Origin of the sequence: Thalassoglobus sp. JC818, assembly GCF_040717535.1 — a bacterium.
In the GTDB taxonomy this organism is placed as follows: Bacteria; Planctomycetota; Planctomycetia; order Planctomycetales; family Planctomycetaceae; genus Thalassoglobus.
This window is the reverse complement of record NZ_JBFEFI010000010.1, coordinates 114,819-126,552: the sequence shown is the minus strand read 5'-3', so window position 1 is coordinate 126,552 and position 11,734 is coordinate 114,819. Positions and strand designations below refer to the sequence as shown.

Annotated in this window: 9 protein-coding genes; 7 read left to right on the top strand and 2 right to left on the bottom strand. The window is 52.8% G+C overall.

The window, feature by feature from the left end:
- The coding region (locus tag AB1L42_RS21115; protein ID WP_367061088.1) for a hypothetical protein at positions 1 to 734 on the top strand (734 nt) is incomplete at its 5' end.
- A 46-nt stretch (positions 735 to 780) separates the two neighbouring features.
- Here AB1L42_RS21115 and AB1L42_RS21110 read toward each other — a convergent pair.
- Complete coding sequence (locus AB1L42_RS21110; RefSeq protein WP_367061085.1) at positions 781 to 2,397, bottom strand: AAA family ATPase; 1,617 nt, start codon at positions 2,395 to 2,397, stop codon at positions 781 to 783.
- A gap of 518 nt (positions 2,398 to 2,915) precedes the next feature.
- Between AB1L42_RS21110 and AB1L42_RS21105 the strand changes: the two genes are divergently transcribed.
- Positions 2,916 to 3,539, top strand: a complete 624-nt coding sequence (locus AB1L42_RS21105; RefSeq protein WP_367061082.1) for a sigma-70 family RNA polymerase sigma factor — start codon at positions 2,916 to 2,918, stop codon at positions 3,537 to 3,539.
- Positions 3,536 to 5,176 carry a serine/threonine-protein kinase gene (locus AB1L42_RS21100; protein WP_367061079.1) on the top strand — a complete coding sequence of 547 codons (1,641 nt, stop codon included), beginning with the start codon at positions 3,536 to 3,538 and terminating at the stop codon, positions 5,174 to 5,176. Before AB1L42_RS21105 ends, AB1L42_RS21100 begins: the two co-directional genes overlap by 4 nt.
- Before the next feature lie 136 nt (positions 5,177 to 5,312).
- Here AB1L42_RS21100 and AB1L42_RS21095 read toward each other — a convergent pair whose 3' ends face one another.
- Entirely contained in the window at positions 5,313 to 7,580 is a 2,268-nt protein-coding gene (locus AB1L42_RS21095) for a BatA domain-containing protein (protein WP_367061076.1), read from the bottom strand.
- Positions 7,581 to 7,779: 199 nt separating this feature from the next.
- On the opposite strand from AB1L42_RS21095, the gene AB1L42_RS21090 reads away from it, so the two are divergent.
- From AB1L42_RS21090 to AB1L42_RS21075, 4 genes are all read left to right on the top strand, one after another.
- A complete protein-coding gene (locus AB1L42_RS21090; RefSeq protein WP_367061073.1) occupies positions 7,780 to 9,087 on the top strand; it encodes an acetylxylan esterase in 1,308 nt (435 codons plus the stop codon).
- A 42-nt stretch (positions 9,088 to 9,129) separates the two neighbouring features.
- Positions 9,130 to 10,221 carry a membrane dipeptidase gene (locus AB1L42_RS21085; protein ID WP_367061070.1) on the top strand — a complete coding sequence of 364 codons (1,092 nt, stop codon included), beginning with the start codon at positions 9,130 to 9,132 and terminating at the stop codon, positions 10,219 to 10,221.
- A 202-nt stretch (positions 10,222 to 10,423) separates the two neighbouring features.
- Positions 10,424 to 11,080, top strand: coding sequence for a J domain-containing protein (locus AB1L42_RS21080; protein ID WP_367061067.1), 657 nt, complete (start codon positions 10,424 to 10,426; stop codon positions 11,078 to 11,080).
- A 130-nt stretch (positions 11,081 to 11,210) separates the two neighbouring features.
- A complete protein-coding gene (locus AB1L42_RS21075) occupies positions 11,211 to 11,732 on the top strand; it encodes a hypothetical protein (RefSeq protein WP_367061064.1) in 522 nt (173 codons plus the stop codon).
- Positions 11,733 to 11,734: the final 2 nt, after the last annotated feature.

The window sequence follows — 11,734 nt, the reverse complement described above, 5'->3', positions numbered from 1 at the left end:
CCTCTAGTCTCTCCGTTGTCTACAAGCCAAAAGCCGGGCGCCAAAAGAAGATGGCCAGTGTAGATGTCCGGTTTTTGCGATTCGTAAATCTGGGACGCGAACCAGTTCGGGGCACGGACATAGCACCGACACAACCTTTCCGCGTTGTGGTTGCGGGCGTCCAAGCTTTGGACATCGCGATTGCCGGTGTGTCTCGTGAGGTAACAAACATCCGCATCGCAAATGATGAATACGGTAATGACCAATCTTCCGCCCAGATTGAGTTTGACTTCCTCGATTACAATGATGGCGGTGTCGTCAAGATTGTGACTGTGGGTTCGGGAGGTAGCGTAAATCTCGAAGGCGTAGTGATCGGCATGCCAGAGGGAATAAAGCCGATTGACCGACTGCAAATCCGAGGACTTCGAGTCGCGATTGGCTGCGCTGCTGTCATCTTAGAACTTGCGGCTATTGCATCCGTTCCGCTGATCTTTTTTTGGGTCACAGGCAGTTGGGCGAACGTGTGGCTTATGATCCTACCGTTTTTCGCCATGTATTTACCGATCGTTGTTTTGGTAATGATCTGGTTAATCGTAACACCGGATTTTCCTGCATCTCTGGCTCTACCTTCGTGGGCACGGCAGTTGGGGTCTACGAGGTTTCGTGCCTCGCAAATGTTAGACAGTTCCCAAATCTTTCTCCTGTATGAGTCTCGTCATCGCGATGAAAAACCTGACGGGACAGAATCGGATTGACGTAGGGTGGGCAACGAGGGACGCCGTAGTCCTATCACTGAACGGCCTACATGATTGAGAAGTAGTTTTCGACGGCCTGGTCGATGGAGTCTTTGGTGATTTCGCGGGGGAGGTTGTGGAGTGAGCAGCGGTTGAGGATTTGGCGGAGGAGATCGCGGGGGTGGCAGAAGCGGAAGGGGCGATTCGCCTGGACGTAGTGCTCGATGATCATGTAATCGATCACTTCGTTGGTGTACGAGAATTTCTGCTGAGTGGCCTGTTTGCAGAAGAGTGCGCGGAACTCGTCTTCGGTGGCGTCTTTGACTTCGATCTTGTAGGGAATTCGGCGGAGGAATGCGTCGTCGACCAGGTCTCGTGGTTCGAGGTTACTCGAGAAGATGATCAGCTGATCGAAGGGAACTTGAATGGTTCGACCACTTTCGAGGTGCAGGTAATCGTGTCGCTGTTCGAGTGGGACAATCCAGCGGTTGAGCAGTTCGTCGGTGCTCATTCGCTGTCGACCGAAGTCGTCGATAAGAAGCGTTCCGCAATTGGCTTTCATTTGCAGCGGAGCTTCTCCGACGCCCGTTTTGCGGATGTAGGTGATTTCGAGGTTGTCCATCTGGAGTTCACCCCCAGCGACAATGGTCGGCCGTTCGATACGAACCCAGCGTCCGTCGACTTTTAGTTCGGCGTCATCGGAGATGGGAACTTCTCGATGTCGGTTCGGATCGTAGAGGCGGAGAATTTCGCCGCTGGCGATGATCGCTCGTGGAATCCAGATGGTGTCACCGAAGGACTTCGTGACACGTTCGGCCATGCTCGTTTTTCCGTTTCCGGGAGGGCCGTAGAGGAACATTCCGCGTCCCGAGTGAATCGCTTGCCCGATGTTCGAGATCATGCGATCACTGATGTCGAGATCAGAGAAGGCTCGGCGAATTGCATTCAGCGAGGGTTTTCGACCTTCAAGTGACTGGGCATGTACGCTGGCGATGTACTGTTCGAGCGGAACGGGGGCTGTTCCGAAGTAGGTGGTCTGGTCGGAGAGGATGCGTGCCCGCTCGCGGCCGAGGTCGGTGAGTTCGTAGAGGTAGTCGCCACCGGCGATCGCGTTTTTGTAAGCGGCGAGTCGTTCGATTTTGAGCTGCCGGAGGATGGCTTCGACGAGTCCGAAATTGAGTCCGATCTGCAGAGCGATTTTGTACCCGGTCTCAACACCTCGGCTGGCGAGGTATTTGATGATCAGGTTCATCACGTCGCTGAGATTCAAACCGGCTTGTTCGAGTGAATCGGGAGCTTTGGGGCTGAACTCGCTTGCGCCTCGCAAGCTGGGATATTTGTTTGGCGGGGAATCTGACTGCGGTTTTTCATTCGCCTTCGCGAGTCTTCGGGCTGCTTCGATTTTGGCAAGATGTGCGCGGGCCTGATCGTAGTTGTCGCGCGTGATGTCACCGATGACCGGCTTCCCTGGCTCGGCTTCTCCGCTCTCGGATTCAGGACTCGCGGCGTGTTGGTCGGGAGAGGCTGTCTTCGTCTGCTCTGAGACAGCGCTCTGAGTTGATTGAGAATCTCCTGATGACGTTTCTTCGGAGTCGCCGCTCGGCGAGTCTGCGAAGCTGCCGCTTTCGTCGAGGCCCAAACTCAAGAGGATATTGTCGATCCCGGCAAAGGTGTCACGTTGCATTCTGATCCGCTTTCCGTTTCAGCGAGACAATGAGGGGAGAATCAAAACTTTCAATAATGCAATCTCTGGCCAAGATTGCGGGAATATTCAAAGTCAGGCATCTACACTTTGGGATCATTTGCTTCGACACGCAGACGTTCCTTGTTCGGAGACTTCGATTCCGCTGCGGAACTCGTAAAAGAGACCCTTTGTGCCGATTTTGCGAATTGTTCCGATCCGTTTTCGGAAAACTGTCGTTGCGAATATCGGAATGAGGAGAGTTTCGCTCGAAACTTGCATTCAGATATTCTGACGAGCGATTTTACTCTGATTCCCTGAATCGGATATTCTGAACTGACGGAATATTCCAGTCTGTTCAATGGTCAGGTGTCGAGACAGAGTCGTTCCGCCGGTTCGTTTCGGACGTGATGCCAGGCATTTCGCGGATTCTTAGGTCAGATTGTGCCAACGAAATTTTTGAGCACGAGCAGTCTGTCGAGGCTGCGTTTGAGCGTCTGAGTGGTGAAGTAGAGGCCAAAATGAGCGAGTCGAAAGAGAGTTCACGCATCGCCGTGCTTCTGGAAGATGCGAAGAATGGAGACGAACGTGCCCGCGACGAACTTTTTGAGTGCTGTCGGAACTACATTAATGTTATTGCTCGGACCAATGTTGAAACGTGGATGAAGGCCAAGGTCGATTCTTCCGATCTCGTCCAGCAGACACTTCTCGAAGCTCATCGAGGATTTCAAAATTTCGAGGGGAAATCAGAAGGGGAGTGGCTGGCGTGGCTGAAGCAAATTCTCGCTCACAATACGCATGACTTCATCCGACGATTTCGGGCTGGCAAACGTGATGTGCAGAAGGAGGTGCGAATGCAGCCACAATCTCCTGATGCTTCCGCTCCTTTTCGAGAGTTGGCAGCTCGTCTCGATTCGCCGAGTCAAATTCTGATGGAGCATGAGCAGGAGTTTGAGTTGGCCAACGCCATTTCGAGGCTGCCGGAAAATTATCGGGAAGTGATTCAACTGCGAAATTTGCAGCGACTTTCGTTTGAAGAGGTATCTGAGAGAATGGGACGCAGTCGCGGAGCCGTGCAAATGCTGTGGATGCGGGCTCTGAGTAAGCTTCAAGAGATACTCGCAGAAAACCAGAGTGAAGCATGACAGATCGTGGAGCTGAGTCGTCGGATTCTGATTCGAACTTCGATCCAGAGCTTCTGGAGTTCCTGGAGAAACACTGCGACGCGATTCAGGAAGGTCAGGATTTCGACGTTCCCGAGAGCCTTCTTAGGAAGCACCCGAATCTTCTACAGCTTGTCGATTGCATAAATCTGCTCGATTCAATGGCGACGGATGGTGGGCAGGACAGCGTCGCACAAACACTGGTGTCGTCTGATTCCGGTTGGTCGAGTTCGTCGCTCCAGTCGCTTCCTCGCGAGTTTGGTTCGTATGTTCTGGAAGCTGAACTGGGACGCGGTGGAATGGGGGTCGTCTATCGGGCCCGGCATCAGACTCTGGATTCTCACTTCGCCCTGAAAATGGTGCGGTCGTGCGAGTTCGCTTCTGATGAAGAAGTTCGACGCTTCTTCCGAGAAGCACGCGCAGCTTCGCGGCTTCGACATTCGAATATCGTGAGCGTACACGATGCGGGCGAACACGAGGGAATTCCGTTTCTGGTGATGGCTTACATTTCCGAGTGTACGCTGGCAGATCGAATCAAAGAGGGCGAAATCAGTCTGGACGAGTCAACGGCGATGCTCATTCAGATAGCGCGTGCGGTCGGATATCTCCACCGGCAGGACGTCATCCATCGCGATCTTAAGCCATCCAATATTCTCATCGACGATGACGGAAATGCTTTTGTTACCGATTTCGGATTGGCAAAAGTCTTCGAACTCGATGATGAGCAAACGATGTCGGGAGCGATTCTGGGAACACCGGCATATATGTCACCGGAACAAGCGTGGGGGAAGGTGAATTCGGTCACCTTTCGCTCGGATATCTACAGCCTCGGAGCGATTCTCTATGAGCTTTCAACTGGGCAGCCTCCGTTTTCGGAGAGTGTTCCGCTCGATCAGATTCTTCGTCTACGTGATAGCGAGCCGAAGCATCCTCAGAAAATCAATCCGGCGATTCCTCGTCCGCTCGCTCAAATTTGCATGCGATGTCTCGAGAAGAAGCCAGAAAATCGCTACGGGTCGGCGGATGAACTGGCAGACGATCTGGAACGATTCCTTAATCAAGAACCGATCGTTTTGAAATCGATGGGGCTTTGGAATTCTGTGCGTCGTTGGGCTCGGCGAGAACCTGCGCTTGTGGTGCATCTGACGGCTTTCATTGTAATCTTCGCCGTGGTGCAACTTGCGGAGTTGGCAGATCCCGGACTCCGACCGTCGTACCTGCCGGAGATGATCATTCTCGGAACGTGGGGAATTGCTTCGATCGTGTTTCAACGGTTGCTGACGAAGGACGTTCGCTTTGTTCGTCGTTGTTGGGTGGCTTCAGATGCAATCCTGTTCACAGCTGCGGTCTACTACGCCGCACGACCAGTTGAGTCTCTCGTAGCAGGTTATGCGTTGCTAATCGTTGCGAGTGCCATGTGGTATAAACCGCGGCTCGTGGCTGTGACGACGGTGACTTCGGTGATCTCCTATTTCTTTCTGCATTCGATGCGAGGAGACCCTGAAACGCCGGGGCATTATCCCTATCTCGTTGCGGGAATTCTGATCGTCACAGGCGGAATCGTCATTTCGCTCGTGCGAAGAATCCTGCAGCTCCTGTCGTTTCGATCGAGACTTTAGACCGGCACATCGATCGTATGGTTTATATAGCTGTTAGAGCATTTTCTGATTTTGTGTGCACGATCTCGCACGAGCAAGCACAGTCTTTTAACTTATTAAACAGTGCAAGCGAGTGCACAGGAAAGAGCAACTTGCTCTAGTCGACGTAGCTCAAACGGCTGGCGAGGAACTGTTCGGCGATACAAAGCAGAGGGATCAGCAGAAGGAGCAACCAGCGAATTTCCGACCCGGGGGATTCGTTGCGAATCCAGTCATATGTTCCGACCGAATGAATCTGGATTGTGGACTCCAGCCCGAGTTCATTCTTCAATGCGTCTGTCTCTGCAATCGCCAATGCTCCTTCGGAAGGAGGGACGTTGACCGCGTACAGGCGTTCTTCCCGTCCTGGTTGCTGAGTGGCGAGTCCGAAGCTGTAAATTCCTGGTTGGTCGGTGTTCCGATAGATCACATTGAAAAGTGTTCCATCTGGGTCTGAAGAGTTGGAATCACCTTCCTCTTGTGCTGGCGGTGTTGCTTGAATGCGGTCAATCTGGTCGGAAGGTGATAGGACTTCGACATCGGGTTGATAGAACGCCTGATTGAGTTTGAATTCGATCGGTTGTCCGCTCTCGAGTGCTGGGAGAGAGCGGTCCTGGCGAATCACATGTTTGGCCAGTTCGAGTTGGAAGACCGCAAAGCTGAAGCTGGCTGGTCCGTTGGCCCAGTTGGTCCATACGGTGCCTTGTGGATTCACAAGCGGCCCGGCCGATGTCAAACAGGTCACAACGCGGCCTCTTCCGAATCGATGTTCGAGAAAAACGGGTGCATCGTTTTTGAGTCGTGCTAACACGGAAACATCCGGAGCGATGTTTGGAAGGTCCGTACTCGCAGAGGCCATTGGAAAGTAGAGATTCACGAAGACGAGATCGAGAATCGGAACTTCTGCATCGGTGAGCAGTTGAAAGAGCGGAGACTCCGCGGGAACGAGATCAGGTTGGGCGGTGCTGCCGTTTTCGTCTCGATTCAATTCACGCGGAGCCACTTCAATTCGTACTGGGAACAAGCTGGCTTCGGGCTGAAAGAGTTTCTCGTTGTAGAAGGCAGGCCGAATGGAATCGCCCAGATACCAGACGAGTCCGCCTCCATTGGAGACATAGTCGGTCAAGGCAATCAGCGCATCGGGAGCGATTTCCGGAACGTTGATGAGGTAAATGAGGTCGAAGTTTTCAAGCGGCGTTCTTCGTAAATCATCCGGGGTTTGAACGTCGACAGAAAATCCGGTGACTGAAGTATCAGCTGCCAGAGCATCAGCGACGTATAAAGCCTGCTCGGTTCCGGGCGAACCGTCCACAATCAGTACGGGAATCTCTTGCGGAACATCGACTGTCAGGAACCGGAAATTGTCCGGTTCGAGCGCATCGTCACGGATTCGCAGATCGACCTGATGGTGTTCGGCGGTCTCGAAGACAACGTCGAATCGTCTCGAGGTTTGTTCTCCGGGAGCAATGTCCTGGAAGTCGATTGTACGAGGTGTGCGTGTGCCGTCGAGGAAGACATCGGCACGAACGTCGCTGGCTGTTCTCACTCCTTGATTTTGAATTGTCGCTTCGAGTGTGACCGGAACGCCAGCGGCAGCGACTTCAACTTTTCCTCCGAGTTGAGTCACGCTCAGGTTTTCGGTCGAGTCTTCGACGCATTTCACGAGATTGACGTTCGTGTCGGCAGACTCAAGAGCTTTCAAGGACGCGATGGCCGATTTGCTTTCGATCCAGTTCAATTCACGGAAGTCTGAAATGACATGCACGTGGCGCACAGCTGAACGGTCCGCGGTCAGACGTTCGAGAACGACATCCAAAGCTCGGTCGGGTTGCGCTGCCTGGTGTGTGCATTTAATCGCGTCAAGACGATCGGTCAGTTCAACGAGGAGATCACTGTTCAGTTGGACTTCGCTCAGTCCGGAAAGTGTCGTCGATGGTGCTGACATGCGGACGAGTGTGAAAATCTGTGATTGAGGAGAGTCTGCCCCCTCCGCGACCAGTCGACGGACAACTTCTTTCGCAGTGTCGAAGACGGTCCCATCAGCTGTTCTTTGTTGCATCGACAATGAGTCATCGATCACAACCACATGGTGTGACTTAGCTCCCTGGAAGAGCGAGAGCTGTGATGGGTCCAGAATCATTCGCGCGAGAAGTGCAACGATTGCGAGAATGAGAAGGATGCGCAGCAGGAGAAGGAGAAGCTGCTCGATGAGAATTCGGCGTTGATTCCGTTTCTGACTCGCAAGCAGAAAGTCCATCGCAGCAAATCGAACGCGCTTATACCGCAGTCGATTGATGAGATGAATGATGATCGGTGCTGCAACCAGCGCCATTCCCGCCCAGAAGAAGGAGGGATTCAAAAAGTGCTGTAGAATCCACGAAGACATCAGGTGCAAACAATCCTTCCATGACCGATGGGACTGGGTTCGTGGAATTGTAGTTGATCAAGTCAGATGCGTCTTGCGATTCCTTGAAGAGAATTCGACTTTTCTTTTCGGTTCGAATTGTCGCTCTTGCTGGCAATGCGGAGGAAGAATGATCATCCTTGGATGAGACTTTTGGATAGACAACGAGGAAAAAGACACGATGAGTAGTTGCGATTTTCGATTCCTGGCGATTTGCCTGTCGGCGTTTGTCTGTAGTGCTGCCGCTTTAAACGCACAGGATGCTATTTATGATGAATCCTTGATCCCTGAGTTCACGTTGCCCGATCCCTTCACCACCACTTCCGGAGAAGTCGTGGAAGACGCGGATGCGTGGATCAACCAGCGACGCGGGGAAATCCTCGACCTGTTCGCTGCGGAGGTTTACGGATCGGCTCCTCCCGCTCCGGAAGCAGTACGTAGCGAACTCATCAGCTATCACGCGAATGCGCTCGGTGGAAAAGCGATTCGAGAAGAAGTCGATCTCTTGCTGGGAGATGAAGATGCTCCTCTTGTCGCACGCATGTTGATCTATCGTCCGCAGACGGAAGAAAAAGTTCCAGCCTTTCTTGCGCTCAACTTCGGTGGAAATCATTCCATTCATCCTGATCCTGAAATTACCTTGAACAAGAACTGGATGCGGAACAAGCCGGATTCCGGTTACGAAAATCATCAAGCAACAGAGGCATCACGTGGAGCGTCTGCGTCTCGATGGCCAGTCGAGAAGATTATCGAACGCGGATATGCGCTTGTCACGATTTATTACGGAGACTTTGATCCCGACTTTGATGACGGGTTCGAGAACGGACTTCACGGACAATATCCTCGCTCAGGAGAATCGATCTCACCGAAGGACTGGGGCAGCATCGCTGCCTGGGCTTGGGGGTTGAGTCGCGCCCTCGATTACCTGCAGGAGTCGACAACGATCGATGGAGAACGAGTCGCTGTGCTGGGGCACTCTCGTCTCGGGAAGACTTCCTTGTGGGCAGGGGCCAGCGATCCACGATTTGCTCTCGTCATCTCGAACAATTCCGGTTGCGGTGGAGCGGCTCTCAGTCGTCGCCGTTTTGGAGAATCTGTACGGCGGATCAACAAGTCGTTCCCACACTGGTTCTGTGACAATTTCCTGAAGTACGACGATAACGAAGACGAACTGCCTGTCGACCAGCATTTACTCGTCGCTGCGATTGCTCCCCGGCCGGTTTACATCGCCAGTGCCGTCGAAGATCAATGGGCTGATCCGCATGGGGAATTTCTGTCTGCATTGCATGCCGACCCCGTCTATCGACTGCTGGGCACAGATGGGTTCGGCGGAGATGCGCCGCCCGCAGAAATGCCGGAAGTTGATCAACCCATCAACTCAGGGACCATCGGTTACCACATCCGCAGCGGAAAGCACGACGTTACCGATTACGATTGGGAGCAGTATCTCGACTTCGCAGATCGTCATCTGAAATCAACTGCTGAGTGACTTGAGATTGGTCAGCTTCATTATTCAAAGACTGAATTCGACATGTTGATCTTTGATGCTCACCTCGATCTGGCGTGGAATGCTGTCGAGTGGAACCGCAATCTCGAATGGCCGGTGGGCAAGATTCGAGAATTCGAATCCCAGTTCGACGGCATCGTGCCCGGTGAGGCGATGGTCAGCTTCCCCGAGCTGCGGGAAGCTGGCATTGGAATCGTCATCGCCACGCTTCTTCCGCGACTGCACCGCAAAAGCTTTGAGTTGACGTTCTATCAGGGGCGAGAATCGACTTATGCTGCCGCCAAAGGACAACTCGCTTATTACGAAGCGATGGTGCAGCGAGGCGTCTTGCGGAAGTTGACATCCGCCGATGATTTGACGGAGCAATCCAGTCAGTGGAAGCATGCCGATTCAGATTGCGCTGCAGAAAGTTCAGCTGCTCCGCCGATCGGATATCTGCTGAGCATGGAAGGGGCTTCTCCAATTCTAAGCCCGAGTCAGGTCGAGGAGTGGTTTCAGGCTGGGCTTCAAATCGTCGGACCTGCCCACTACGGGCCAAACGAGTATTGTCATGGAACCGGCAGCGAAGGTCCGCTGACCCCCGACGGAGTCGAACTTCTGAAGGAGATGGACCGCGTCGGAATGTTATTAGACGCGACGCATTTGGCGGACGAATCGTTCTGGCAGGCTCTCGACGTTTTCACTGGCCCGGTCTTGGCCAGTCATCACAATTGTCGCTCGCTGGTGCCGGGAGATCGGCAGCTTGACGATGAGCAGATTCGAGCCTTGATTGAACGCGGTGCGGTCATCGGGGCAGCTCTTGATAATTGGATGTTGAAACCGGGTTACATTAAGAAAGTGACACCTCCAGAAACGGTCTCTCTCGAAGATGTTGTCGATCAGATTGATCATGTTTGCCAACTGGCCGGGAATGCGAATCACTCCGGAATCGGCACCGATCTCGACGGAGGCTTCGGAAAGGAACAGAGTCCGGGAGACTTGGAGTCCATCGCGAAGCTTCCGAAGATTGACGAGATTCTGGAACGGCGAGGTTATTCGAGCGACGATCGCGAACGGATTCTCTCGCGGAATTTCATCGAGTTCTTCGTGAAGAATTTGCCTGCGAAATCTTCTTAGCTCACCCGGAAATCATCAGCCTGTGGCACTCGCAAGAAGAGTGCTGATCGTTGGTGATGGCTCAGCCGCATCTTGATCAAGGCGAGTCGACTTGCGATGATTATGCGCGTGCGGCATTGGTTCTGATCTTGTTTGGAATGGTCTCAATGTTGTGGATTGCCCGCGTTGACGTTTCCTGAAATTGCTTGAGAAGGGGAGGAAAGTGTCGAGAGCGCCATTCGATCCCTATCTCGTACTCAAAGTCAGGCGAAATGCGACCTCTGCGGAGATTCGCAGGCAATACAAGAAACTGGTGGTCGAACATCATCCCGATCGAAACCCTCAGCAATCTTCCAGCGACTCTTTTAAGGCTGTCGTCAACGCTTACAAGATTCTGAACAATCCAGAAAACCGCCGAAAATGGGATGAGCAAAATTCGTCGCAGGACACTTCTTCATCAAATTCTTCACAACGGGCATCGCGTCGACGGCCGTCGACTTCTCCGGAGGAATTGAACCGGCAAACAGAGTTTACAGAACTGTTCACGACGAGTTTCTTCCATTCGAGTTCTCCGTTCAGCTCGAACGAAGAATCGACCTGGACTCAAAATGTGACACTGCTCGTTGTTGTACTGATTTACGGAGCAATGAGTCTATTTAACCCGAATATCTTTGAAGAGGCCGGCGCATTGTTCTGGGGGGCGACGACGATGGGTGTGTTGCTGATTTGGTTGCCAGACCTCGGGGAAGATGTCTGCTTTGGAGTTTTTGCTTCGCCCACTTTGAAGATTCTCGGTTGGACCGTGCTTTTCGGATTTGCGTTGTTTGTCTGGCACGCGACGTCAGCTTGGGAGATGATGACCGGTCCAACAGCCCTTTAAGGAAATCTGTTTAAGACGTTCTCAAGTGTGTGATGCACTCGCCTGAACCTGTTTCGTTCAATGCAAGCTGCGTTCGCAGTCGCGAATCGCTGCCAACCAATGATGAAGATCCAAAAAAGCGAGAAGCCGGATGAGCTATCAAAGAATTTACACCTACCAGCAGATTCACGATCTACTTTGTGAGAGTGAAGGACGACCCTCACCGAAGTCAAATAAAGATGGCCATTCCATCGGCTTGCATGCAGACGGTCGACAGGACATCACCAATCGCGATCACACGGTAATCATTCTCGCTCAAACGATCGAGCAATCGCGGCGAATGGACCCCAAGGATGGAGTGAGAATCGAAACCAACTGGGCACCCGGTGTTGATTCGAGATTCACGAGCCGTGCTGACATTGTGAAGGCGCTCCATCAGGCGCTCAATAGCGGATTGGGGCAAGGAATGCTGCAGCAGTTTGACGTCAACAAGTCTCAGAAAGAGGCGAAGAAGGTCATTCCCCTGGCCAAGCCCATCCCTCGAATCGAACGATTCAAAAAATCAACAGGAGCGATTGAAAGAGGCCTCGTCGCCCATGCAGTCTTTCTTTACATCCTCCGCCTCGGTGATGGGATTCATCTGCAAACATTCTATCCGAGCGACGTCAGGTGAAC

Excerpts from the sequence above, each read along its gene's own strand:
- AB1L42_RS21100 (WP_367061079.1), top strand. The coding sequence starts at position 3,536 with ATGACAGATCGTGGAGCTGAGTCGTCGGATTCTGATTCGAACTTCGAT.
- AB1L42_RS21110 (WP_367061085.1), bottom strand. The coding sequence starts at position 2,397 with ATGCAACGTGACACCTTTGCCGGGATCGACAATATCCTCTTGAGTTTG.
- AB1L42_RS21095 (WP_367061076.1), bottom strand. The coding sequence starts at position 7,580 with ATGTCTTCGTGGATTCTACAGCACTTTTTGAATCCCTCCTTCTTCTGG.
- AB1L42_RS21075 (WP_367061064.1), top strand. The coding sequence starts at position 11,211 with ATGAGCTATCAAAGAATTTACACCTACCAGCAGATTCACGATCTACTT.
- AB1L42_RS21090 (WP_367061073.1), top strand. The coding sequence starts at position 7,780 with ATGAGTAGTTGCGATTTTCGATTCCTGGCGATTTGCCTGTCGGCGTTT.
- AB1L42_RS21105 (WP_367061082.1), top strand. The coding sequence starts at position 2,916 with ATGAGCGAGTCGAAAGAGAGTTCACGCATCGCCGTGCTTCTGGAAGAT.
- AB1L42_RS21085 (WP_367061070.1), top strand. The coding sequence starts at position 9,130 with ATGTTGATCTTTGATGCTCACCTCGATCTGGCGTGGAATGCTGTCGAG.